Source organism: Mycobacterium sp. BMJ-28 (assembly GCF_054404835.1).
Window position 1 is genome coordinate 6208433 of the sequence record NZ_CM136783.1, and the last position, 23842, is coordinate 6232274.

Annotated in this window: 28 protein-coding genes; 13 read left to right on the forward strand and 15 right to left on the reverse strand. The window is 67.9% G+C overall.

Annotated features, from left to right (window positions below):
* Positions 1-65: 65 nt before the first annotated feature.
* Positions 66-1349, reverse strand: coding sequence for a PE-PPE domain-containing protein (locus tag ACXPWS_RS30635; RefSeq protein ID WP_458710248.1), 1284 nt, complete (start codon positions 1347-1349; stop codon positions 66-68).
* 122 nt (positions 1350-1471) lie between these two features.
* Between ACXPWS_RS30635 and ACXPWS_RS30640 the strand changes: the two genes are divergently transcribed.
* Together ACXPWS_RS30640 and ACXPWS_RS30645 are read left to right on the forward strand one after the other, a co-directional pair.
* Positions 1472-2257, forward strand: coding sequence for an SDR family NAD(P)-dependent oxidoreductase (locus tag ACXPWS_RS30640; protein ID WP_458710249.1), 786 nt, complete (start codon positions 1472-1474; stop codon positions 2255-2257).
* A gap of 64 nt (positions 2258-2321) precedes the next feature.
* Positions 2322-2975, forward strand: a complete 654-nt coding sequence (locus tag ACXPWS_RS30645; RefSeq protein ID WP_458710250.1) for a nitroreductase — start codon at positions 2322-2324, stop codon at positions 2973-2975.
* 1 nt (position 2976) lies between these two features.
* On the opposite strand, the gene ACXPWS_RS30650 is transcribed toward ACXPWS_RS30645, so the two are convergent.
* On the reverse strand, positions 2977-3963 hold the full coding sequence (locus ACXPWS_RS30650) for a TerC family protein (protein WP_458710251.1): 987 nt from the start codon (positions 3961-3963) through the stop codon (positions 2977-2979).
* 206 nt (positions 3964-4169) lie between these two features.
* On the opposite strand from ACXPWS_RS30650, the gene ACXPWS_RS30655 reads away from it, so the two are divergent.
* Both ACXPWS_RS30655 and ACXPWS_RS30660 read left to right on the forward strand, forming a co-directional pair.
* Entirely contained in the window at positions 4170-4820 is a 651-nt protein-coding gene (locus ACXPWS_RS30655; RefSeq protein ID WP_458710252.1) for an O-methyltransferase, read from the forward strand.
* A 123-nt stretch (positions 4821-4943) separates the two neighbouring features.
* Complete coding sequence (locus ACXPWS_RS30660; protein WP_458713760.1) at positions 4944-6188, forward strand: L,D-transpeptidase; 1245 nt, start codon at positions 4944-4946, stop codon at positions 6186-6188.
* 4 nt (positions 6189-6192) lie between these two features.
* Here ACXPWS_RS30660 and ACXPWS_RS30665 read toward each other — a convergent pair whose 3' ends face one another.
* From ACXPWS_RS30665 to ACXPWS_RS30680, 4 genes are read right to left on the reverse strand one after another with little or no spacing between them, the layout of a single operon-like run.
* Complete coding sequence (locus ACXPWS_RS30665; protein ID WP_458710253.1) at positions 6193-6588, reverse strand: hypothetical protein; 396 nt, start codon at positions 6586-6588, stop codon at positions 6193-6195.
* Positions 6589-6631: 43 nt separating this feature from the next.
* The gene (locus tag ACXPWS_RS30670; protein WP_458710254.1) at positions 6632-7069 is read right to left on the reverse strand and encodes a Rieske (2Fe-2S) protein; all 438 of its coding nucleotides are present in this window, start codon (positions 7067-7069) and stop codon (positions 6632-6634) included.
* A gap of 59 nt (positions 7070-7128) precedes the next feature.
* Positions 7129-7596, reverse strand: coding sequence for a GtrA family protein (locus ACXPWS_RS30675; RefSeq protein ID WP_458710255.1), 468 nt, complete (start codon positions 7594-7596; stop codon positions 7129-7131).
* Positions 7597-7648: 52 nt separating this feature from the next.
* Positions 7649-8563 (reverse strand): SDR family NAD(P)-dependent oxidoreductase, encoded by a 915-nt coding sequence (locus ACXPWS_RS30680; RefSeq protein WP_458710256.1) that lies wholly within the window; start codon positions 8561-8563, stop codon positions 7649-7651.
* 112 nt (positions 8564-8675) lie between these two features.
* On the opposite strand from ACXPWS_RS30680, the gene ACXPWS_RS30685 reads away from it, so the two are divergent.
* The gene (locus ACXPWS_RS30685; RefSeq protein WP_458710257.1) at positions 8676-9812 is read left to right on the forward strand and encodes a GGDEF domain-containing protein; all 1137 of its coding nucleotides are present in this window, start codon (positions 8676-8678) and stop codon (positions 9810-9812) included.
* A 4-nt stretch (positions 9813-9816) separates the two neighbouring features.
* On the opposite strand, the gene ACXPWS_RS30690 is transcribed toward ACXPWS_RS30685, so the two are convergent.
* From ACXPWS_RS30690 to ACXPWS_RS30720, 7 genes are all read right to left on the reverse strand, one after another.
* Complete coding sequence (locus tag ACXPWS_RS30690) at positions 9817-10086, reverse strand: hypothetical protein (RefSeq protein ID WP_458710258.1); 270 nt, start codon at positions 10084-10086, stop codon at positions 9817-9819.
* Positions 10087-10108: 22 nt separating this feature from the next.
* Positions 10109-10261, reverse strand: a complete 153-nt coding sequence (locus tag ACXPWS_RS30695; protein ID WP_458710259.1) for a hypothetical protein — start codon at positions 10259-10261, stop codon at positions 10109-10111.
* A 154-nt stretch (positions 10262-10415) separates the two neighbouring features.
* Entirely contained in the window at positions 10416-11225 is an 810-nt protein-coding gene (locus ACXPWS_RS30700; protein ID WP_458710260.1) for a dienelactone hydrolase family protein, read from the reverse strand.
* Positions 11215-11475 carry a hypothetical protein gene (locus ACXPWS_RS30705; protein WP_458710261.1) on the reverse strand — a complete coding sequence of 87 codons (261 nt, stop codon included), beginning with the start codon at positions 11473-11475 and terminating at the stop codon, positions 11215-11217. The genes ACXPWS_RS30700 and ACXPWS_RS30705 overlap by 11 nt, the downstream gene beginning before the upstream one ends.
* A gap of 8 nt (positions 11476-11483) precedes the next feature.
* Positions 11484-12341 (reverse strand): oxygenase MpaB family protein, encoded by an 858-nt coding sequence (locus ACXPWS_RS30710; protein ID WP_458710262.1) that lies wholly within the window; start codon positions 12339-12341, stop codon positions 11484-11486.
* Complete coding sequence (locus ACXPWS_RS30715; protein WP_458710263.1) at positions 12338-12538, reverse strand: hypothetical protein; 201 nt, start codon at positions 12536-12538, stop codon at positions 12338-12340. Before ACXPWS_RS30715 ends, ACXPWS_RS30710 begins: the two co-directional genes overlap by 4 nt.
* A gap of 27 nt (positions 12539-12565) precedes the next feature.
* Positions 12566-14185, reverse strand: a complete 1620-nt coding sequence (locus tag ACXPWS_RS30720; protein WP_458710264.1) for a PucR family transcriptional regulator — start codon at positions 14183-14185, stop codon at positions 12566-12568.
* Between the two features lie 109 nt (positions 14186-14294).
* On the opposite strand from ACXPWS_RS30720, the gene ACXPWS_RS30725 reads away from it, so the two are divergent.
* Both ACXPWS_RS30725 and ACXPWS_RS30730 read left to right on the forward strand, forming a co-directional pair.
* Positions 14295-15785: a CoA-acylating methylmalonate-semialdehyde dehydrogenase gene (locus ACXPWS_RS30725; RefSeq protein ID WP_458710265.1), complete on the forward strand. Its 1491-nt coding sequence runs from the start codon at positions 14295-14297 to the stop codon at positions 15783-15785.
* 28 nt (positions 15786-15813) lie between these two features.
* On the forward strand, positions 15814-17196 hold the full coding sequence (locus ACXPWS_RS30730; protein WP_458710266.1) for an aminotransferase class III-fold pyridoxal phosphate-dependent enzyme: 1383 nt from the start codon (positions 15814-15816) through the stop codon (positions 17194-17196).
* A gap of 28 nt (positions 17197-17224) precedes the next feature.
* On the opposite strand, the gene ACXPWS_RS30735 is transcribed toward ACXPWS_RS30730, so the two are convergent.
* Positions 17225-17692: an acyl-CoA thioesterase gene (locus ACXPWS_RS30735; RefSeq protein ID WP_458710267.1), complete on the reverse strand. Its 468-nt coding sequence runs from the start codon at positions 17690-17692 to the stop codon at positions 17225-17227.
* 36 nt (positions 17693-17728) lie between these two features.
* On the opposite strand from ACXPWS_RS30735, the gene ACXPWS_RS30740 reads away from it, so the two are divergent.
* Positions 17729-18205, forward strand: coding sequence for a peroxynitrite isomerase (locus tag ACXPWS_RS30740; protein ID WP_458710268.1), 477 nt, complete (start codon positions 17729-17731; stop codon positions 18203-18205).
* Positions 18202-19452 (forward strand): lipase LipE, encoded by a 1251-nt coding sequence (gene lipE, locus ACXPWS_RS30745; RefSeq protein WP_458710269.1) that lies wholly within the window; start codon positions 18202-18204, stop codon positions 19450-19452. Before ACXPWS_RS30740 ends, lipE begins: the two co-directional genes overlap by 4 nt.
* Here the strand turns inward: lipE and ACXPWS_RS30750 are convergent.
* A complete protein-coding gene (locus tag ACXPWS_RS30750; protein WP_458710270.1) occupies positions 19442-19861 on the reverse strand; it encodes an SRPBCC family protein in 420 nt (139 codons plus the stop codon). The genes lipE and ACXPWS_RS30750 overlap by 11 nt on opposite strands.
* Before the next feature lie 71 nt (positions 19862-19932).
* Here ACXPWS_RS30750 and ACXPWS_RS30755 point away from each other — a divergent pair, with 71 nt between their 5' ends.
* The 4 genes from ACXPWS_RS30755 to ACXPWS_RS30770 all read left to right on the forward strand — a co-directional run bounded on the left by ACXPWS_RS30755 (position 19933) and on the right by ACXPWS_RS30770 (position 23836).
* Positions 19933-21126, forward strand: a complete 1194-nt coding sequence (locus ACXPWS_RS30755; protein WP_458710271.1) for an acyl-CoA dehydrogenase family protein — start codon at positions 19933-19935, stop codon at positions 21124-21126.
* Positions 21089-22273, forward strand: coding sequence for an acyl-CoA dehydrogenase family protein (locus tag ACXPWS_RS30760; protein WP_458710272.1), 1185 nt, complete (start codon positions 21089-21091; stop codon positions 22271-22273). Before ACXPWS_RS30755 ends, ACXPWS_RS30760 begins: the two co-directional genes overlap by 38 nt.
* A 91-nt stretch (positions 22274-22364) precedes the next feature.
* Positions 22365-22607 carry a hypothetical protein gene (locus ACXPWS_RS30765; RefSeq protein WP_458710273.1) on the forward strand — a complete coding sequence of 81 codons (243 nt, stop codon included), beginning with the start codon at positions 22365-22367 and terminating at the stop codon, positions 22605-22607.
* A 2-nt stretch (positions 22608-22609) separates the two neighbouring features.
* On the forward strand, positions 22610-23836 hold the full coding sequence (locus ACXPWS_RS30770) for an HNH endonuclease signature motif containing protein (protein WP_458710274.1): 1227 nt from the start codon (positions 22610-22612) through the stop codon (positions 23834-23836).
* Positions 23837-23842 lie beyond the last annotated feature (6 nt).

A 23842-nucleotide genomic window follows, 5' to 3' on the forward strand; every position in this document is an offset into this window, starting at 1 on the left:
GGGCCCTTTACCGATTAGGCGACACGCTTAACGGCGGGTCCAATCCCGCTGCGGCGCCGGATAGTTCACGCGGCGTCCGGTTTGTCCGTGCCCGGATCCGACGCCGTCGTCTCATGCGTCTTGGGCTGGGATGCCGGCGGATCGGGATGCGTGGCACCGGTTTCCGGTGTGGCCGGCTCGGGCTTCTTGGCTCCGGGGGCCGGTTTCTTGCCGGTGAGTGACCGCAGCCTGGCCGTGATGGCCGCGCCCGATTGCCGGATCCTGGACGGCAACGACGTCCTGGCCGGTTTCGGCGTGTCGTCGGTGGCCTCGGGTGCCGGCTTCGGGTCCGCCGATCGCTTCGGCGCGGGCACTGCTGCCTCAGCGGCGGCCGCGGTGCTGTGGCCGATCGGCGGCAGCAGTTGGGCCGGGGTGCTCTTGCTGTAATCGCTTCTGTCGTAACCGAGTTCCACCAACGCACGTAGCGGGGCGTCCAGTTTGGCCAGCACCGATTTGGGGAGCAGGCCGTTCAGCGGCATCAGCAGTGGCAGTTGCCTGGTCGGGATCAGGTAGTAGGTGGTGTCACCGTGCTGCTGGTAGTACCTGGAGTCGGTCTTGTCGATGTCTTTGACGGCGTCCTCGTCGAGGTCCTGGGTGCCGCCGTGCAGATAGATGATCCCGAGCACCGCGTTCGCGGTGGCCACCACGTTCAGCGGATATTTGGGGAAGTCGGCCCACCCGTCGTACTGCCGGGCGATGTCCACCGTGGTGCCGCTGCCGTCGGCGGGTTCGCGCACCACCGGGGTCGCACCGCTGAAGTTGATGTCGAGCAGCGGCACGTAGAGCCCGTGGAACCGTTCGAAGATGCCGCCGTTGGGCCGGGCCGGATTTTCCACCAGCACGTAGTTGACGCCGTTGGCCAAGTGGTCCCGCTTGTACGCGGTGGCGACGACGGCGCCCTGCGAGAAGCCGAACACGGTATCCCCGCTGTGCGGTTGCTCACCGAGAGCGGCGATGCCCCGGCCCACCGAGACACCCCAGGACGGATCGCGGAAACCGCCGTTGGAGAACGGCCCGATGGTGGCCGGGTAGTCCACGAAGTGGAAGTCGGCCGGATCCGGTGCCGTCTCACCGGCACCGGACATCATCTCGGTGGTGAAGACATACGGCGCCGGATGGCTGGTGGTGTCGCCGATCTTGGTGCCCTGCAGGTAGTACACCGATGAGTTTGCCAGCAGCGCGGGTCCGGTGGACACCGCCGGGGCGATGCTCAGCAGCGCGGCGCCGGCCAGAGCCACGCCTGCCGAGCCGATCACCCCGCCAAGCAGAGACGTCGTCCGGGCGCGATGCCGGGACCGGGAATTCGCCATCGACCCACCTCTATCCGGTCCGGCCGTCCGAACCCGGCGAAATGGTATCGCAGTCAGTTTGCTGGGGTGGTGTTAATCACCGGTTTCACGCAGCACCGCGCCGGCCAGGGCACGCTATGGGCATGGACATGCACCTGCACAACAAGATCGCCGTCGTCACCGGTGCCGGCAAGGGCATCGGCCTGGCCATCAGCCAGGCGTTCGCCGACGCCGGCGCGCACGTCATCGCCGGCGCCCGGCACAACTCCGCCGAACTGCAGGCGCTCGAAGCCGCCGGATCGGCGACCTTCGTCGCGGCGGATCTGGCCACCCCGGAAGGCGCCGAGGCGATCGTGGCCGCGGCCGCCGACCGGGGCGGCATCGACATCCTGGTGAACAACACCGGCGCGGTGACCCCGCACATGGGCGGCTTCCTCACCGTCAGCGACCAGGATTGGCAGGCCAGCATCGAGGTGAACCTGCTCTCGGCGGTTCGGGTGACCCGTGCGGCGCTGCCGCACCTGCTCGCGCACGGCGGGTCGATCGTGATGATCGGTTCGGTCAACGCGGTGCAGCCCGACTCCCCCATCCTCGACTACAGCGCCACCAAGGCCGCGCTGGCGAATCTCGCCAAGGGTCTGTCGGCCGAGTTCGGTCCCCGAGGTGTCCGGGTGAACGTCATCAGCCCCGGCCCGGTGTCGACCCCGCTGTGGCTGGCCGAGGGCGGCGTCGGCGAGCAGTTCAGCGGCGACAGCGGCGTATCGGCCCAAGAGGTACTGCAGTCGGTGGTGTCCCGTGCCGCAACCGGCCGGGCCACCACCGCTCAAGAGGTGGCCGACCTGGCGCTGTTCCTGGCGAGTGACCGTTCGGCCAACATCACCGGCGCCGACGTCCGCATCGACGGCGGCTATGTCAACACCACCGTCTGAGCGCCGGCGATTTTCTTGATGTCATCTGCCCGGGAAACGGCTTCGACGGTGCAGGATCGACCCCATGCACGACCTCGAAGACGCCATCACCGGACGCCGGTCCAGCCGGCTTTTCCTGCGGGACAAGCCCGTACCGCAGGAGCTGATCGAGGAGGCCCTTGCGCTGGCGATACGCGCCCCGTCCAACTCCAACGTGCAGCCATGGCAGGTGGTGTTCGTCTCCGGGCCGGCGCGCGACCGCCTGGTCGAGGCACTGCTCGCCCAGGCGCGGTCGTCGGCGCCCAAGGTGCCCAAGCTGCCCGAGGAGTTCGAGCACTACCGCCGCGACCTCGGCGGCCTGGTGTACGGATCGATGGGCATCGCCCGTCACGACGCCGAAGCCCGTCACCTGGCCGTGCTGCGCAACTGGGAGTTCTTCCGCGCCCCGCTGGCCGGCATCGTGTGCATGCACCACGACCTGGGTTTGGTCGACAGCTTGGGGGTCGGGATGTTCCTGCAGACGCTGCTGCTGGCGCTGACCGCCCGCGGCCTGGGGTCATGTGTGCAGGTGTCCATCGCCGGTTATCCCGAGGTGCTGCGCGAACAACTCGGGTTGCCGGAGGAGATGCGGGTGTTGTGCGGGTTGGCCATCGGCTACCCGGACCCGGCGTTCCCGGCCAACGACTTGCGGGTGGGCCGCAATCCGCTGACCGAGAACGTCCGGTTCGTGCGGGACTGAGCTATTCGGCGACCGGTGCGGCCTTCTTCGCGTCGGACCGCGTCTTGTACAGGCTGGCCACGGTGGTGATCACCAGGGTGACGACGATGACGCCGAGGCTGGCCAGCGTCGGGATCTCCGGCACGTGCACCGACTCACCGCCGTTGATGAACGGCACCTCGTTCTCGTGCAGGGCATGCAACAGCAGTTTCACGCCGATGAAGCCCAGGATGAACGCCAAGCCCTGAGACAGGTACACCAGCCGCTTGAGCAGATCGCCCAGCAGGAAGTACAGCTGGCGCAGACCCATCAGCGCGAACACGTTCGCGGTGAACACCAGGTACGGCTCACGGGTCAGCCCGTAGATCGCCGGGATGGAGTCCAGGGCGAACAACAGGTCGGTGGTGCCCAGCGCGACGATCACCAGGAACATCGGGGTCATCAGGCGGCTGCCGTTGTCTTTCACCCACAAGCGCAGGCCATCCCACTTGTCGGTGAACTTCAGGTGCTTCTGCGCAAACCGGACCACGCCGTTGTCGGCATCGTCATCGTGCTCGGTGTCGCGGACCAGTTTGATCGCCGTGTACACCAGGAACGCGCCGAAGAGGTAGAACACCCAGGAGAACTGTTCGATGGCCACCGCGCCGAGCGCGATGAAGATGCCACGGAAGATGAGCGCCAGGATGATGCCGACGAGCAGCGCCTGCTGTTGATAGATCCTTGGCACCTTGAAGCTGGCCATGATGATCAAGAAGATGAACAGGTTGTCCACCGACAGGCTGTATTCGGTGAGCCAGCCGGCGAAGAACTCCACGCCGTACTGGCTGCCGTGGAAGAACCAGGTCCACAGCCCGAACGCCACGGCAAGGCTGACGTAGACGGTCAGGTAGGTCGCCGTCTCGCGCTTGGACGGTTCGTGCGGGCGCCGCCCGATCACGATCACGTCGAAGAGCAGGATCGCGATGGTCACGCTGAGCGTGATGGTCCACTCGAGTGCAGACACATTCATGAAAAAAGAGCCTCCGGTCGTCGTTCAACGGCCGAGGTCTCTTCCGCCGTGCCGGTCAAGGCACAACCCACGGCACCGGTCCTCTGATGACAGACGACGTGATGACGACACCGCAGCGTAGGAGTACTCCCCTCACCTGCAATTGTGGCAGACCGTCGGGTGTCGGTCTAATCCAGCGCACAGTTGCCGCGCGTAGGTTCGCCGGCATGACGACATTGCACGATGCCCGGGTCACCTCCGCATTGGAGCGGATGTATGCCGAATCCGACGCGCAGCGGGCCGGTATCCACGCCCGCTTCCGCGCGATCGACCCGCAGGCCACCGCCCAGGAACGCGCCGACGCGGTCAGCGATATCTACATGCCCATCACCCCGGACGCCGGCCGGCTGCTCTACACCTTGGTGCGCGCCGCCCGGCCCGCCACGATCGTGGAATTCGGGATGTCCTTCGGCCTGTCGACGGTGCACCTGGCGGCCGCGGTACGCGACAACGGCACCGGGCGCGTCATCACCACCGAACTCAGCGCGGCCAAGATCGCCGCCGCGTCGCGCACCTTCGACGAGACGGGATTGTCGGATCTCATCACCGTCCTGGAGGGCGACGCGGTCAGCACGCTGGCCGAGGTGGCCGGTCCGGTCGATCTCGTACTCATGGACGGCTGGAAAGAGCTCTACCTCCCGGTGCTGCGGGTGCTGGAGCCGAAGTTGTCCGCTGGCGCGCTGGTGATCGCCGACAACACCGAAATGGCCGACGCCAAGCCATATCTCGACTACGTACGCAATCCGGCGAACGGTTACACGAGCATCAACTTCGCGGCGCGCGACACGGACAGCATGGAGATCAGCGGTCGGGCGTGATCGGGGGCCCGGGCCCTCTAGTATGAGAGCTTCTTCCGGCCGGTGCAGTGCAGCACCCCGGACCCTTCCGTCCTCTGCCCCGGAGAGCCCGTGCGTCTTGATCGTCACCGAGTGCGCGCCGCGATGTTTGCGGCGTTCCTTATCGTCGCCACCGGTCTCGGGGTGACGCAGAGCTCGCGGATCGCCGAATGCCAGGCCGGCTGCCGCACCCTGGCCGCCGGGCACGACTTGGCGGCGGAGGCGGCCGCACCGCCGGCACCGGTTCCGGCGACGGTCCGGGTGGAGCCGTCCGCGGGCGCGGCGGACGTGCTGCCGGTGGGGCCGGTTCGGGTCACCGCGCTCACCGGCACCCTCACCGAGGTGTCGATGGTCAACGAGAACGGCACCGCGGTGCCCGGCATCCTCACCCCGGACCGCACCGCGTGGAAGCCGGCGGTCCAGCTCGGTTACGGCCGGACCTACACCATGACGGTGCATTCCCGGGGTCCCGCCGGGATGCCGGCCGCGGAAACGTCGAGTTTCACCACGGTCTCCCCCAGCTATCAGACGTCGGTCTACCTGAACACCACCGGATATGCGTCGCTGAAAGACGGTGCTACCTACGGGATCGGCACCGTCGTCGTCGCGCGGTTCGACGAGCCGATCACCGACCACGCCCGTGCCGAACGCCAGATGGTGGTGACCACGTCGCCACCGGTGCGGGGGTCGTGGAACTGGGTCGACGAGCAGACCGCGCACTGGCGCCCCGAGCGTTATTACGCACCGGGGACCACGGTGACCGTCGACGCCAACATCTACGGGGTGCCGCTGGGCGACGGTGTCTACGGGCAGGACGACGAGAAGGTGTCGTTCAAGATCGGCGACGCGCACGTGTCGGTCGCCGACGACAACACCAAACAGGTCAGCGTGTTCGACAACGGCAAGCTGGTGCGCACCATGCCCACCTCGATGGGCCGGGGCGGCACCGAAACCGTCGGCGGCACCACGCTGAGCTTCTGGACCCCGCCAGGGGTGTACACCGTGCTGGACAAGGCCAACCCGGTGATCATGGACTCGTCGTCCTACGGATTGCCGGTCAACTCCCGGCTGGGCTATCGCGAAACCATCCCGTGGGCCACCCGGATCAGCGGTGACGGCATCTATCTGCACCAGCTCAATGCCACGGTGTGGGCGCAGGGCAACACCAACACCTCGCATGGCTGCCTGAACCTGAGCTCCGAGAATGCCGAATGGTTCTACAACTTCTCGGTACCCGGCGATGTGGTCGAGATCCAGCACACCGGCGGTCCGCCGCAACAACTGCTGGCGCAGAACGGTGACTGGAGCGTGCCGTGGGATCAGTGGCGCAAGGGCAGCGCGCTGTCCTGATCCGTCAGATCGCCCCGGCCCGCGGCGGGGTACTGCTCGGCGCGTAGGGGTCGGTCGTCGTAGTCGACGTGCCACCGGTCAGTTCGGGAAATCCGGGCACCCAGTCATCGGTGGTCGTCGTGGTGGTGGACTCGGTGCTGGAGTCCGACGGGTTGATATCGGCGGTCGACGGTGTCGTCGAGCGGGTGCGGGTGGTGGTCGTCGTGGTGGTGGTCCGCGCAGTCGCCGGTGCGTCGACGCTCGGGGGTTCGGGCGGGCGGCCCGGATTCATCGCACTGTGCGAGGTCTGCACCACCGCGAACACCAGGACGACGATCACCGCCAGCGCACCTGCGCCTGCCGCGTACACCGCCCACGATTCCTCGTACCACGGCTGTGTGACTCCCTCGTCGTCTCCCACAGGCGGTGATCGTAATCAGGGACTATCGGGTTCCCGGTAGTGACTATCCCTTGACGATGTCCTGACCGTGCACGGCCACGGCGACCGGGGCCAGCGGCTTGGTCGCCGGGCCCTTGAGGACGGCTCCGTCCAGATCGAACGCACTGCCGTGGCACGGGCAGGTGATCCTCCCGTCGGCGACGGCGGATACCGCGCAACCGGCGTGCGTGCACACCGACGAGAGCCCTTTGAACACCCCGGCCGTGGGTTGGGTCAGGACCACTCCGTCCACGATCAGCCCCGAGCCGACCGGGACCTGGGACGTCTTCGCGAGCGGCCCGGCAGGACCGTCCGCTGCCGACGTTCCCGCCGGCGCATCCGCCGCGGGGGTGGCCGCCTTGTCCGCGTGGCCCGAGCAGGCCGCAATCGCGGTGGCTCCCATGGCGATTCCCGCACCGGCCAGCATCTGGCGGCGCCCGACGGCGTTGTGGTGTGTGGTCATGAACGATCTCCTCGGCGGTGGGACCAGATGCTGACGAGCGTAAAGAACCGAGGGCCACCTCAGCGGCGGAATACCAACCACCGCATCGCGCAGTACATGAACACGGCCTCGCCGGCGCCTGCGAGGATCCGGGCCAGGTGATACTCGAGCCCGAACGACGCCAGCGCGGTGGGCAGCGCGACGATGAAAGCCCCGTAGTTGACGGCGACCACCGCGACGTAGATGGCCAGCTGCGGTCCCACCACGGCGTGCGAACGAAAGTTCAGCGTCCGATTCAACAGGTAGCTCAGCGCAAACGCGGACACATAGCCGATGGTCAGGGCGATCGGCAGCGGTGCGCCGAACCCGCTGTGCAGCACCGTGAGAATCACCAGATCCAACCCGAAGGTGAAACCGTTGATCAGCGCGAAGCCGAGGAAGGTGGGGGCGACCACCCCGTCGAGCCCGAGCGGCAGGCGCGCGACGGCGCGCTCACAGAATCGGTGAAACCGTTCGACGAGTCGGCCGGGTGCCGGTTTCACGGTCACGTCGGCACCATGACACGCGGATATGACGGCGTCGTGATGCCCCGGCGAACAATCAGCGCGTGCCGGCGGTCACCAGTTCGGTGCCCGTTTCCTGTTCGGCGAACTGCACGATGCGGCCCGCGACCGCGTAGTCGCAGGCCAGCGCCGACCGGCCGGTCAGCACCGGACCACCACGCAGGCCCAGACGGCCGTCCACACCGACGTAGCTGCCCGGTGGGATCGGCTCGCTGATGCAGTACAGCGTGGTGGCCGCGCCGGCGTCCTTGTCGTTGGCGAGCGCACCGGCGACCAGTTTGACCCCGCGTTGCACGACGCCCATCAGCGGGCCGCCGGCCACCTGGGGCAGGTTCGAGTCGACCCAGCCGGGGTGGGTGAGGTGCGTGACGACGGGCGATCCGGCGGCGCGCAACCTGCGATCGAGTTCCAGGCCCCACAGCATGACCGCGAGTTTCGAGGCCGCGTACGAGCCCATCACCGTCCATCGGCGGCTGCGCAGATGCAGTTCGTCCAGGTGCAGGGCGGCCGACTTGTGCGCTTCGGACCCCACGTTGATGATCTGCTTGCGCACCCGGGCCAGCAGCAGATTGGTCAAGGCGAACGGCCCGAGCAGGTTGGTGGCGAGGGTGGCCTCGAAACCGTCGACGGTGTCGGTCCGCTGCCGGGTGAGGGTGCCGGCGTTGTTGATCAGGATGTCGATCTCAGCCACACCGAGGTCGTCGAGCCGGCCGGGGAAGGCTCGCACCGACGACAGGTCGGCCAGATTCAGCTCGGCCACCGCGGCGTTGTCGCCCATCTCGGCGGCCCGTTGCGCACCGAGTGCGGTGTTGCGCACGGCCAGGATCACCCGGGCTCCGGCACGGGCCAAGGTGGTCGCCGTCGCCAATCCCACACCATTGGTCGCACCCGTCACGATGATGCGTTTACCGGTCAGATCGCCCAGCCGTGCCGGCGTCCACTGCGTTGTCATAGTGCGAGGCTAACCGGCTATTTCAGGTGCGAACGGAGGTGTCCGCAGACCCCCTGGGCTGGTACCGTTCGCTGATGCCACAGTGTTGCGGCCCGGCACGGTCCGGCGTCTGATGCGCACCCCTGGACGCTGGCGACATCGCGGCGATCACTACCAATGGCTGACGGCGTTTCTGGCCGCGCGGGATCTGCAGACGCTGACGTGCCGGGTGGTGGCGTGGAGCATCATCGGTCTCGGCATCATCGCCATGCCCGTGACGGTGTCCACCACGAGACACCATGTGGCATACGGGCCGGCCGCGGTGGCCGCGGTCATCCTGTGCTGCGGCACGATGGCCGCCATCTGGTTGCGGTCGGAGTGGCCCACCTGGCGGCAGTCGGTGTTCTGCGTGACGCTGGGGACGCTGCTGATCGCGACCGCATGTCTGACGCTGCCGAATCCGGTACTGGCGCTCGTGGGTTCGACCGCGTTCGTGGTGACCACCGCGTACACGGCCTTCTTCCATTCACGGCAGCTGCTTGCCTTCATCTGGGCCGTGCAGCTGGCGACCCTGGCCACCCTGGGATGGCGCCTGTTCGTCGAGGACCCCGTCATGGCGGTCTCGTCCGTCGCCTTGGTGTTGACGATCAACTTGTCGGTGGGTTTCGCCTGCGAGCTGGCGCTCAAGATCGCGGGTTCGGAGATGAGCCACCGTGGTATCGAGCCGCTGACCGGCCTGCTGAACCGGCAGACGTTCTACGACGAGGTGGCCACCCTGATCGGCTCACGCAGCCGGCACGACGACCGGTACTTCGTACTCATCGTCGCCAACCTGGACAGCTTCTCGCTGCTGACGGCCATGTCGGGTAAGGCCGGCGGGAACCGGGCCCGCGTGGCCATCGGGCAACGGCTGCGCGAGACCGTCCGCGGCGATGCGGTGATCGGCCACCTCGGGGACTGTGAATACCTGATCGCCGATGTGTTCACCCACGAGGATCCGTCCCCGCTGGCCGATCGCATCCTGGGGACCATCAAGTCCGCACCGTTCCGGTTGACGGCGAGTCTGGGTGTGGTCAGCACGCCGCTGCGTCCGCTGGCGCGGTACACCTCGCACGATGTGCTCGACGAACTGGTGACCATCGCCACCAACGCCATGTACGAGGCGCGTAAGGCCGGCGGCAATCAGATCTGCCTGCTGGAATCGCCGCGGCTGGCGACGGTGCACGACGACCCGGATGAGCAGCACCCGGATATCGGCCGGTCGGCCTGAGCGGTCAGCCGCCCCAGCCGCGGGTGCCGTCCCAGCCACCACAGATGCCGTTGAAGCAGCCACTACCGAAACCGCCTTGTTGCGGGTTCCAGCCGCCGCATCCATGCCAGCCGGGCCCGCCACTGCAGCCTCCGCCGCCACCGTGCCCGTCCGGACCGCCGTGACCCGACGGTGCAGCCATCACGGTCGGCACGGCTGCGCCTGCGCCGCTCAGTACGGCCGCCGGAGCGGCCAAAGCCGCTGCCGCACAGACTGATACCGCAAACCTTCGCATTGCGCGCATGTCATCAACTCGCTCAGCGGGCGCCGGCCGGCAGCGGGTCGTTGAAGACGATCTGCACCGGAGCGTGCGATCCGTCTTGCAGCAGGATCACGGTCGGGGTTGCGATCGCCACCAGCGCGACCAAGGACAGCAACGTCGCTTCCACGTATCGCTTAACAGTTAGCATGGCTAGATAGTCCTCCTAAGCAATGCGCCTGACAAGGTATTTGTGAGTGAGCACACTCGGTGCCCGGACTCCCGGCCCCTCGTCACACCAGCGCAGTGATTCATATAGGCGACAACAGCCCAAGCCGCCCGGCGATTCCTGCCGGGCGCAATCGTCACACCGTCAGGAGCCGGCTCCGGAACAGTTCGAGCACCTGGTCCAAGGCGGCCCTGGTGGGCTGGCCCGGTTCGTCGATGAGATGTTCGGTGAGCACCGAGTGCGGTGCCAGCAGCGCATCCGGGTTGGCGTCGGCGTCCTCGAGTTCGACGGCGACGAAGGCATCCCCGAGCTGCTCGCGCAAGAAATCGAACCGTTCCGCCGGCACCAGCCGGTCGGATTTGAAGCGCAGGCCCAATACCGTCAGCCCCGCCGCGCAACGCTGTTTGACCACGGCCAGGTCTTCGGGCGAAATGTCGATGGATCGCTTCTGCCGCGCGGTCAGCGCGGCCGGCATCGACGGCTGGGACAGCACTGGCGCCAGCAGCACATCGTCGGCGGCCATCGCCAGCGCGTACCCGCCGGTGAAGCACATGCCGACCGCCCCGACGCCGGGGCCGCCGCACCGGGCGTGCTCGGCGCGGGCCAGCGCCCGCAGCCAGCTGATGACCGGCGACGTGCGCCCGGTGGCAAGGACGACGAACTCCTTGCTGATGCAGGCGGGCACCATCGCCCGCACGGCACCCGTGAGGCCTGCCAGCCTGCTCTGATTGGGATCGAACCCCGGTTCACCGAACAGGTGCGGCAGCACCGCGGTACAGCCGATATCGGCGACCTTGCGGGCGAAGTCGAGCACACGTGGCGTGATGCCCGGGATCTCGGCGATCACGATGACGGCGGGCCCGGTGCCCTTCCGGAAGATCGTGCGGGTGGTGCCGTCGTGAGTGAAGTCGGAGTGTTCGAAATCGGCGAGATCGTCATTGGGCACCGCAGTGGTCCTCTCCCGTACCGGATACCAGCACTAGCGGCCACCATACCGTCGTCTCACCGAACGCGAGCACATCCGAGCCCGCCGGAAACCAGGTCTGCAACTGGGTTTCCCGCGCACGGACATAGTCGGGATGCGCGATCGTCACCACCAGGCCGATGACCACATAGGGCAGCGCCAGCCACATCAATGTCTCGATCATCGCTCCGACACTGATCGGGCGGGCCAGCTCCTGACGAACTCGCTGCATCGTCATCCTCAGATCAACGGCCGTCGGGCGCGGACCCGCCGGCGCACATCGGCCAGCAACAGATGGCTGCCGCCTTGACGCAGGAACGGCGGGATGAACCGGTTGACGAACGCCACCAGCCGGAAGAGTGTCTCGAACAGCGCCTGCCGCCCGCGCCCCCAGCCCAATCCCATCGCCTCGCGGAACACCGGCGCCAGAAAACCGGCCGTGAGGAACGTCAACAGCGGCCGAAACGGCAACCGCAGCAACGGATTGATCATCCGCAGATGCACCATGTCGAGCAGATAGGCACGTACCTGCGGGTCGATGACGACACGCTCGCAGGCCTGCGCCCAATACTCGTCGAAGGCCGCCCGGGTGGCCGGCCACTGTGCCTCGGTGACCTGCAGCGTGGTGCCCAGCGTCCAGGCCGAACGGTAGAACTGTTCGGCCTGGTCCGGGGTCATGTCACCGCGCAGCAGTTGATAGACGTCCTCGAGCCCGACGAACAGGCATGCGGCGACCCACATCTGCAGATCGCGGTCGAACGCGTGGTAACGGACCGGGCTGCCCGGCCCGGACCGGACCCGCTGGTGCGCACCGTCGACGGCGGTGCGGAACGACTCCCGGTCGGCATCGGTCCCGAACACCGCCACCGCGAGGTAGCTCGCAGTGGTGCGGGCCCGTTTCCACGGATGCTTGAGGAGGTTGCCCGAGTCGACGGTGCTCTCCAGCACGCCATGGCCGACCTCCGGCCAGGACAGCTGCATGATCACGTTGGCCGCACCGGCCGCGAATCCCCAGAAATCCATCGCGTCGCCGATGCTCACCGCACCGGCCGGATCCCAGCGCCCGGCGCGCCGGTGAATGACGATGCGATTGGTCATGACGCACAACCGTTGCCGAACAACAGGATCGGCCATGTCACCGTCGACCGCACGAAGGTCAACGCCGACAGCTGGTCCAGGTGCCACATCGACCACAGCACACCGATGGCGACGTAAGGGGCCGCGAGCAGCAGTGCAGTGCCGACCCATTCGGCGACGGTCATGCGGAAGGTCACGATCCGGTTCAGCGCGGTCACGACTCGAACGTAACGGCACCCCGGGCCTCACGTATACGGATCGATGATCTCCGCGCGCATCGGCTCGACGGTGGAACCCACCGGGCGGCTGAGCTTCTGCGCGTCCAGCACCATCAACGCGACGTGCAGGGAGGTGCGCGATTCACCGTCGTCGAGCTCGACCCCGAGCGCGTCGCCGATCGCGGCCAACCGCTTGTAGAGCGCCGGGCGGCTGATGTGCAGGCGCTGGGCCACCGCGGCCTTGTTTCCGGCCGACCGCAGGTACTCGCGCAGCACCTCGACGTTCGACGGATCACCGGTCAGCAGGCCGCGGAGTTCGGTTTCGGCGAAGGCCTGCACCCGATGGTCGCTGCGCAGCAACGAGATCAGCCCCCGCAGCCGGACGTCGGCGGCCCGGTAGAACGGGCGCGGCTTCTCCCCCATGGACAGCGCTACGTCGGCGATATGGGAGGCCTCGGCCAATCCGTGGACCGCATCGATGACCCGCTCCACGGGCTCCCCCACTCCCAGCGCCATGCCGGAAATGCCTTCCACCCGCCGTATTTCACGGCGGAGGTCGGTGCCGAGCGCTGTCAGTGCCGTGTCCGTCGAACGAGTGACACTGAGCGACAACACAAGCCCGATCTCACCGTCGCGCCGGACCGAGAACAGGCCGGTGTGCCCGGATGCGTTGACGGCATGCGTGACGGTATCCAGCAACGAGACGTTGCGCCGTTGCCCGGCAACGGGATCGGCGGCGAGGGGTCGCTGCACCCGCACCGTCGCGGGAACATAGCGGGTCGCCGAGCGCAGACCCAGGGCATGCGCGCGGGCCGCGGCCTCCTGTTCGTCGGTGATCCGGCTGCGCAGCACGTCGTCGATGAGTCCGCTCTGCGCCTGGTGCGCCAACCCGGAGCGGTCACGCTCGATCATCCGGTGCAGGGCCAGCGCGACCCCGGCGCGCTCCAGCACCATCTGGGTGCGTGCCGCGTCGCCGGGGCGCCGGGGCACGATGAGCCGGCCCCACTCCTCGGTGCGTGGCCCCACCGCGGTCACGGCCCAGTGCTCGATGCCGGCGCTGCGCCGCGACCGTCGCTCCCAGTCCCGCAGTAGTTCGGCGGCGTGCCCGCGCGCGGCGACCGCCAGCACCCGGTGGGCCAGGTCCTCCAGCACCACCGGTTCGTCCAGGATGGCCGCGGCGGCGTCGACGATGCCGCTCATCGAGGCGCGCTTCATGCTCAGGTCGGTGAAGGTCTCGTGCACGCGGCGGTCGAAGTCCACCCGGTCGAACTGATCGGTGACGATCATCCGGTGCACCGTCTCGGTCACCTCGACGAAACGCACCTGCCGGTGCAGCGCCACCAGTGCGAGATCGAACTCCTCGGCGATCTCGCCCACCCCGGGCGCCACGTTGGCACCGCCGAGTTCGACGACCACCCCGAGCACTCCCGCGGTCGCCATTCCGTGCAGATAGCGGCGCGGGTCCGCCCGCAGGGCGGCACCGGTGGTCAGCACCAGTTCGCCGCCCTGGACCAGGGCGGACAGGTCGGCCATATCGCTGACGTGCACCCAGCGGATGGGTTCGTCGAACCGGCGCGAACTCAGAATCTCGGGCTGGCCGCGCTGCAACACCGGTAGCCCGACGACGTCGGCCACCGTGATGATCATTTACACAGTGTATCGGCGTAGCCGATATGAGAGACATTTTGTAACGACGAACGGTGGCGGACCGGCCACAGACTGGATGCAACCTCAACAGGAAGTGAGCGCACCCGCGATGACTGCGACCATTCAGCACTGGCGTGACGGCAAGTTCTTCGAAGGCACCTCGGGTGCGACGGCGCCGGTGACCAACCCGGCCAGCGGTCAGGTCACCGGCCAGGTCGCCCTGGCCAGCGTCCAGGATGCGCAGGCCGTCATCGATGCCGCCGCCGCCGCGTTCCCGGCCTGGCGCGACACCTCACTGGCGAAACGGACTCAACTCCTCTTCAATTTCAGGGAACTGCTCAACGCCCGCAAAGGTGAGCTCGCCGAAATCATCACCAGCGAGCACGGCAAGGTCGTCTCCGACGCCCTCGGCGAGGTGTCCCGCGGCCTGGAGGTCGTCGAATTCGCCTGCGGCATCCCGCACCTGCTCAAAGGCGGCTACACCGAAAACGCCTCCACCAAAGTCGACGTCTACTCCATCCGCCAGCCCCTGGGCCCGGTCGCCATCATCTCCCCGTTCAACTTCCCGGCCATGGTGCCGATGTGGTTCTTCCCCCTCGCCATCGCCACAGGCAACACCGTCGTGCTCAAGCCCTCGGAGAAAGACCCCTCCGCCGCACTGTGGATGGCCCAGCTGTGGGCCGAGGCCGGCCTGCCGGAAGGCGTGTTCAACGTCCTGCAAGGCGACAAGACCGCCGTCGACGAACTGCTGACCAACCCCAAGATCAAGTCGATCAGCTTCGTCGGGTCCACCCCGATCGCCCAGTACGTCTATGCCACCGGCACCGCCGCGGGTAAGCGCGTCCAGGCCCTCGGCGGCGCCAAGAACCACGCCGTCATCCTGCCCGACGCCGACCTCGACCTGGCCGCCGACGCCATGGTCAACGCCGGCTTCGGCTCCGCAGGCGAACGCTGCATGGCGATCTCGGCGTGTGTGGCCGTCGGCCCGATCGCCGACGATCTGGTCGCCAAGATCACCGAACGCACCACCGGCCTCAAAATCGGTGACGGCACCAAGGACTCCGACATGGGCCCGCTGGTCACCAAGGCCCACCGCGACAAGGTCGCCTCCTACATCGACGCCGGCGAGAACGACGGCGCCAAAGTCGTCGTCGACGGACGCACCGTCACCGCCGACGGTGGCCCCGACGGCTTCTGGCTGGGCCCCACCCTGCTCGACCACGTCACCCCCGAGATGAGCGTCTACACCGACGAGATCTTCGGGCCCGTGCTGTCCGTCCTGCGCGTGGACACCTACGACCAAGCCCTGGAACTGATCAATTCCAACCCGTACGGCAACGGCACCGCCATCTTCACCAACGACGGCGGCGCGGCCCGGCGCTTCCAGAACGAGGTCGAGGTCGGCATGGTCGGCATCAACGTGCCGATCCCGGTCCCCATGGCCTACTACAGCTTCGGCGGCTGGAAGGCCTCCCTGTTCGGTGACAGCCACGCCCACGGCACCGAAGGCGTCAACTTCTTCACCCGCGCCAAAGCCATCACCAGCCGTTGGCTCGATCCCTCCCACGGCGGCATCAACCTCGGCTTCCCCACCAACTAATCGATCGGGCAAGTGAGAAAATCTCGATATGACCATCATTGAAGAGTCCACCGCGCTGCCCAACGGGCTCACCGTGCAGGACGCCCGCGCCGAAGCCGCCCGCGCTTACGAGCTGGATCGCAAACATGTGTTCCACTCCTGGTCGGCCCAGGCCGAGATCGCCCCGATGACGATCACCGCCTCCCAGGGCTCCTATGTCTGGGATGGTGACGGCAACCGGCTGCTGGACTTTTCCAGCCAGTTGGTGAACACCAATATCGGGCATCAGCACCCGAAAGTCGTTGCCGCCATTGCCGCACAGGCCGCCAAGCTCTGTACGGTCGCGCCGCAGCACGCCAACGCGGCGCGCTCGGAGGCGGCCCGGCTGATCGCCGAGCGCACCCCCGGTGAGCTGGACAGAATCTTCTTCACCAACGGCGGCGCCGACGCCGTCGAGCACGCGGTGCGGATGGCCCGGCTGCACACCGGCCGCTACAAGGTGCTCTCCCGGTACCGGGCGTACCACGGCGGCACCGAGACCGCGATCAACCTGACCGGTGACCCCCGGCGCTGGCCCAACGACCACGGCAACGCCGGGGTGGTGCACTTCTTCGGCCCGTTCCTGTACCGCTCGCAGTTCCATGCCACCACCGAAGCCGAGGAATCCCAGCGGGCCCTGGACTACCTCGAACAGCTCATCGCGCTGGAGGGTCCGTCCACCATCGCCGCGATCATCCTGGAGTCGATCCCGGGCACCGCAGGCATCATGGTGCCGCCGCCGGGCTACATCGCCGGGGTGCGCGAACTCTGCGACCGGCACGGCATCGTGTTCATCGCCGACGAGGTGATGGCCGGCTTCGGGCGCAGCGGAAAGTGGTTCTCCATCAACCACTTCGACGTGGTGCCGGACTTGCTGACGTTCGCCAAGGGCGTCAACTCCGGTTACGTCCCGCTCGGTGGTGTGGCGATCAACCCGGCCATCTACGAGACGTTCGCCCATCGCGCCTACCCGGGTGGGTTGACCTACTCCGGTCATCCGCTGGCGACCGCGGCCGCGGTGGCGACCATCAACGCCATGGCCGAGGAGGGCATGGTGGAGAACGCCGCCCGGATCGGGGCCGAGGTCATCGCCCCGGGTCTGGCCGAGCTGGCCGCCAAGCACCCCAGCATCGGTGAGGTGCGGGGCGCCGGGGTGTTCTGGGCCGTCGAACTGGTCGCCGACCAGCAGACCCGCGAGCCGCTGGCCCCCTACGGCGGCTCCAGCCCGGCAATGAACGCGGTCATCGCGGCGTGCAAGGCCGGTGGCCTGTTGCCGTTCGCCAACTTCAACCGCATCCACGTGGTGCCGCCGTGCAACGTCACCGAAGACGAGGTCCGCGCGGGCCTGGCGATCCTGGACGCCGCGCTGGATGTGGCCGACGCCGCGCTCTAACCTCTGCGCCCGAACGGCGGCCGCGGCCTCAGAGCAGGTTCGCGGTCAGAAGGTCGCGCGCCGCGTTCGGGATCGGCGTCGGGCCGTCGTCATCGAGCATCACCAGGACGGTGTCGCACAGGCCGACGCAGGAATCGCCGACGAACAGCGCCGTGCAGGACACGAACGATGTTCGGCCGATCCGCCCGATACCCAGCCCGGTCTCGATGGTCACCGGCCAGTGCACCTCGGCCAGGAAGTGCACCACGTTGTTGACGGTCACCAGCCGCATGGTGCGGGTGTCGGGTCGGTAGAGGCCGGGAAACACCCGCTCGTTGAACTCCGCCCGGGCGTTCTCGTGCAGTGATTCGAGCGCCAGATTGTTGAGGTGCCCGTTGGCATCCATATCGCCGTACCTGGCGATGGCCACGCCCGTCACCGGATAGAGCGCCTTGGACAGGCGGGCGGGATGCGGGCGCACCGCGTCACCGACGAGCGCGACGTCGTGGTTGTTCACACAGGCATTGATACACCAGCCCGTACGCTGGCAAGGGTGCCCGACCTTCATCCCGGAATCGCCGTTCTGGCTCCCCTGCTCGGCACCTGGTCCGGGCCCGGTGCGGGTGAATACCCGACCATCACTTCGTTCGACTATCTGGAATCGGTGACCTTCGGCCATGTCGGTAAGCCGTTCCTGACCTATGCGCAGCGCACCAAGGCCGCCGACGACGGCCGTCCGCTGCACGCCGAGAGCGGCTACGTCCGCGTTCCCGAACCCGGCCGGGTCGAATGGCTGCTGGCCCATCCGACCGGCATCGCGGAAGTCCTGGAAGGCACGTTGACCACCGAGCCGCTGCACATGGAGCTGACCGCGACGACCATCGGCCGGTCGGCATCGGCCAAAGAGGTGACGGCCCTTGCTCGTTCGTTCCACCTGGACGGCGACGAACTGACCTACACCGTGCGGATGGGTGCGGTGGGCCAGCCCTTGCAGCACCATCTTTCGGCAACCCTGCGGAGGCAATCATGACCACGGCGACCAAGCGGGAGGGGCGCATCCAAGTACCGGGCGATCTGGACGAGATCACCGACCGCGCCCCCGAAGACCATTCCGGTATCGATGCCCAAGCGGTGGAACGGATCTGGGATCAGGCACGGCACTGGTATCAGGCCGGGATGCACCCGGCGATCCAGGTATGCGTGCGGCACCGGGGCAACGTGGTGCTGAACCGTGCCATCGGCCACGCCTGGGGCAACGGCCCGGAGGATCCGGTTGACGGCGAACGCATTCCGGTCCGCACCGACACCCCGTTCTGCGTCTACTCGGCCGCCAAGGCGATCACCGTCACCGTCGCCCACATGCTGGTGGAGCGGGGCAGCTTCGCGTTGGAGGATCGGGTGTGCGACTACCTGCCCGGCTACACCAGCCATGGCAAGGACCGCACCACCATCCGGCACGTCATCACCCACAGTGCGGGAATACCGTTCGCCACCGGCCCGAAACCCGATCTGCGGCGGATGGACGACAGCGAGTACGCCCGCGAGATGCTGAGCAAGATGAAGCCGGTATACCGGCCGGGTCTGGTGCACATCTACCACGGATTGACGTGGGGCCCGCTGATGCGCGAGATCATCTCGGCGGCCACCGGGCGCAGCATCCGGGACATCCTGCACGACGAGATCCTCGCGCCGCTGCGCTTCCGGTGGACGAATTACGGTGTTGCCGCCCAAGATGTTTCGCTGGTGGCGCCGAGTCATGTGACCGGCAAGCCGCTCCCGGCGCCGATCGCCAGGGCGTTCAAGCTCGCGGTCGGCGGGACGCCGCAGCAGATCATCCCGCTGTCGAACACGCCCGAGTTCCTCACCGGTGTCGTGCCGTCGTCGAACACCGTGTCCACCGCCGACGAGTTGTCCCGGTTCGCCGAGATCCTGCGCCGTGGCGGCGAACTCGACGGGGTGCGCATCATGAAACCCGAGACACTGCGCGACGCGGCGCGGCAAGCGCGCCGGCTGCGTCCCGACCTTGCCACCGGGTTGGCGCCGATGCGCTGGGGCACCGGCTACATGCTCGGATCCAAGCGATTCGGCCCGTTCGGCCGGGGCGCGGCGGGCGCGTTCGGGCATACCGGGCTGACCGATATCGCGGTGTGGGCCGACCCCGATCGTGCCCTGGCGGTGGCCGTCGTCAGCAGTGGGAAACCCAGCGGTCACCCCGAGGCGAAGCGCTATCCGGCCCTGCTGGACAGCATCAACAGGGAGTTTCCGGTCACGCCTTAGCGGCGGCGCGCACCAGCAGGCGCAGCAGCACCTGGCCGATCCCCGCGAGCGGAATCTTGACGAGTCCGAACGACGCGGTGGAACCGATGGTGTAGTCGATACGCGTCCCGGTGCCCGACGGTGTCAGCCGCACCTCACCGGTGTAGCCGGGGAAGGGCGTACCCGACAGCGCCTTGTAGCCGAACACGTGCGGCGCCTCGAAGGCGGTGACCTCTTCGACGATGTCCGGCCCGGGCCCGGGGGTGCTGATCCGGCGGACGGCGCCGAGCCCGTTGGGTTCGGGGGTGCCCGGCCGGCCCAGGCTGACGGTGATTCCCGGCGCCCAGGACGCCATGCCCGCGTGATCGGTCAGCGTGGCCCACACCGTTTCGATCGGGGTGGCGACGGTTGCGCTCGATGTGACCTGCATGGCCTCATCCTGCCATTGCCGAAGCGGCACCCCCATCCGTGACGTCGGTCACTGCTCCCTATGGTGGCTTGATGAGCGCGAACGCCGATGCGGACCGGGTCGCCGAGCTGGCCCACCGGGTGGTGGCCGAGCACGATCCGGCCCGGGTACCGATTCCGCAGTTCCTCACCGCGTGTTACGACGCCGGCCTGGCCTGGGTGCACTTCCCGGAGGGACTCGGCGGCCTGGGCGTCTCCCGTGGACTGCAGGCCGTCGCGGACGGCATCCTGCAGGGCGCGGGCGGCCCGATTCCCCTTGGCCTGAACCCGATGGGGTACGGCATGGCGGCACCGACCATCCGCGAGCACGCGCAGTCCGACGAACTCAAGCGGTCCTGGTTGCGGCCGCTGGCCGCCACCGAGGACATCTGGTGCCAGCTGTTCTCCGAACCCGGCGCGGGATCTGATCTGGCCGGGCTGGCCACCTCCGCGGTTCCCGACGGGGACGAGTGGGTGGTCAACGGTCAGAAGGTGTGGACGTCGCTGGCGCACCGGGCCAGATGGGGCCTGCTGCTGGCCCGAACCGATCCCGATGTGGCCAAGCACAAGGGCCTGACCTACTTCGTGCTGGACATGCATGCCGCGGGCGTCGAGACCCGGCCGCTGCGCCAGTTGACGGGGCAGGCGGAGTTCAACGAGGTGTACATCACCGACGCCCGCATCCCGGACGCGCACCGGCTCGGTGCGGTCGGCAGCGGCTGGAACGTCGCGATGACCACGCTGATGAACGAACGCAGCGCTCTGGGCGGTAGCGGCAGCCGGCGGGGGTCGGGCACCATCGCCGACGCCGTCGCGCTGTGGGCGTCGCGGCCGGACCTGCGCACGCCGGTGCTGCGCGACCGGCTGACCCAGTTGTGGCTGCGTTCGGAGGCCCAGCGGCTGACCGCCGCACGCTCGCGGGCCACCGCGACCGTCGGCGGCCCGGGGCCGGAGGGGTCGATCGGCAAGCTGGTGGGCGCCGAGTTGAATCAGCACATCTATCAGTGGTGCATGGATCTGCTTGGGCCCGAAGGCATTCTGTATCACGGTTACGGACTGCACGAGAGCGACGATCCCGAGGATTGGCGCGGGCCGATTCAGCAGCGGTTCCTGCGCAGCAAGGCCAACACCATCGAGGGCGGCACCTCCGAGGTGATGCGCAACATCCTGGCCGAGCGGATCCTCGGACTGCCCGGAGATCTGCGGGCCGATGCCGGTATGGCGTGGAAGGAGATCCCGCGTGGCTGAATTCGAGTTCAGTTCCGAGCAGGCTCAGTTACGTTCCGCGGTACGCAAATTCAGCGCCGAGAACTTCGGGGAGCAGCCGGCCCGCACCCTGATGGCGTCCGAACCGCGGTTCGACCGCAGGGTGTGGCAGCGCCTGGGTTCTGAACTGGGCGTCCTCGCCCTGTCCGTTCCCGAGACCGACGGCGGTGCCGGTGGCACCCTCGTCGATCAGGCGATCGCGGTGGAGGAACTGGGCGCGGCCCTGGCGACGGGTCCGCTGTTCGGCACCGTTTTCCTGTCCATTCCGGCCCTGGTGGCCGCCGAACCCGGTTCGGCACGCGACGAGCTGCTCGGTGCGCTGGTGGCGGGTACCCGTACCGCGGCGTTCGCCGTGCCGTCGCGCGCAGGCGCGTTCGATCCGGACGCTCTGACGGTGACCGGGACCGACGCACTGTCCGGCCGTATCGAGCGCGTCGTCGACGGCGACGCGGACGAATTCCTGGTTGCGGCAAAGGGTTCGGACGGGGTGGCGCTGTACGCGGTGGCATCCGAGAGCGTGCACCGCGAGCCGCTGGTGACCCTGGACCTCACTCGGCCGCAGGCCACCGTCACCCTCGATGCCGCGACCGGCCGGTTGATCGCCGGCCCGGACACCGCGGCCCGCGTCATCACCCATGCGCTGCAGGCCGGATCGGCGTTGTTGGCCGCCGAGCAGGTCGGCGCCGCACAGCATCTGCTCGATCTCTCGGTGGAATACGCCAAGTCCCGGCTGCAGTTCGGCCGGCCCATCGGGTCCTTCCAGGCGGTGAAGCACCGGCTCGCCGACGGACTCGTCGACCTCGAACATGCCCGCTCGGCGGTGTACCACGCGGCGTGGGCGCTGACCGACGGCTCCGACGATCCGGCGCTGGCGGTCAGTATCGCCCAGGCGCTGGCCTCGGCGGCGCTGACCCGGATCGCCACCGACACCATCCAGGTGCACGGTGGGATCGGGTTCACCTGGGAACACCAGGCGCATCTGTACTTCAAGCGGGCGGCCACCGATGCCGCCCTGCTCGGCAGTGCCGAGGCGCACCGCGACCGGGTGGCCGAGCTGGTGCTGGACACCGCCGTCGCCGACAAGGTGCCACGAGTGGCCGACGGGCGCAGTGCTCGCCTCGACGCTTAGTGGAGCTACTTTCTAGCTTGCCTAAGCGCCGAGGCTGGGAGCCAGGTTCTGCCGCCGCGGGGTGTCAGACCGGCGCCGTAAAATCGCACACATGTTCGAATCTGCGCTGGAGCGGTCCGCGGCGGGTGAGGCATTGGACCGGATGTCGGTCGCCGCACGGGAGGAGAACGCAGCGGGGGCGCGCCGGTTGGAGGCGATCGCCGATCTGTATGAAATCCGTGCTCCCGGGGATGACGCCGAGCGCCTGAACTGGGTGATCGACGGGTATGCCGGCATGGCCGCCGAGGTCGCGGTGGGTTTGGGAGTGTCGCGGCGCGGGCCGATGCGCAGCTGAAGGTGGCGGTCGCGCTCCGTGACCGGCTGCCGGCGGTGGCGGTGGTGTATTCGTCCGGGGAGGTGGACTACCGGTTGATCACCACGGTGATCAACCGCACCGATCTGGTCGACGATCCAGACCGGTTGGCGATGGTCGATGCTCGGATCGCCGCCCAGATCGTCGCATGGATGCGATTGTCGGGGCCGGTGCAGGAGCAGCGGATCGATGAGGTCATCGCCCGGGCCGATCCGGTCGGGGTGCGGACCACTAGAGAGGCCCGCGACAAGCGGCGGGTGGATGTGGAACCCGCACCGTGCGGGATGTCCGATATCTGGGCCCGGGTCGATGCCGCTGCAGGCGCCGCATTCGACACGCTGCTCGACGCCATGGCCGACAGTGTGTGCGCCGACGATCCGCGCACGAAAGACCAACGCCGCTCCGATGCGATTCTGGCCATCGGCACCGGGACCGCACTGATGTGCCAATGTGGCGATCCGGCATGCCCGGCCGCTGATCCGGCCCGGCCCCGCACCGCGGGGCGTTTCGTGATCCAGGTGATCGCCACCCCGGCCACCCTCGCCGGCGACTCGCATGCGCCGGGACTGCTCCCAGGGTTGGGATTGCTGGCCGCCGATCAGGTCACCGAGCTGGTCACGGCGGGGGCCGCGGTCAAAGAAGTCAGCATCCCGGCGCCCGTGGCCGAACCGGGTTATCGGCCGTCGGTGGCATTGGCGCAGTTCGTCCGGACCCGGGATCTGACGTGCCGGTTCCCCGGCTGCGGGGTGCGCGCCGAGTTCTGCGATATCGACCACACCGTACCGTGGCCCGCCGGGCCGACCCATCCGTCAAACTTGAAGTGCCTGTGCAGGTCTCATCATCTGCTCAAAACTTTCCACGACGGTTGGGACGATACCCAGCATCCCGACGGCGCCGTGGCGTGGCGCACGCCCACCGGAGAAGTGCACACCACGAAACCCGAGGGCGCACATTGGTTTCCCGGCCTGGGCACTCCGACAGGGAGGCCCGCCATCAATGAGGCCGCCGCACCGAACCCGCTACGTAGTCTGAAGATGCCGCGCCGCAAACACACTCGCACCGCCGAGCACAGTCGGCGCGTAGCCGAGGAACGCGGCATCAATCGAGAACGGATCAACCAACGACGAGCCGAACGCCGGGTACTGGCCTGGCAACTCGAAGACCACCTCTACGAACAAGCCATCCTCGACGACACGCCCATCCCGTTCTGAGACCGG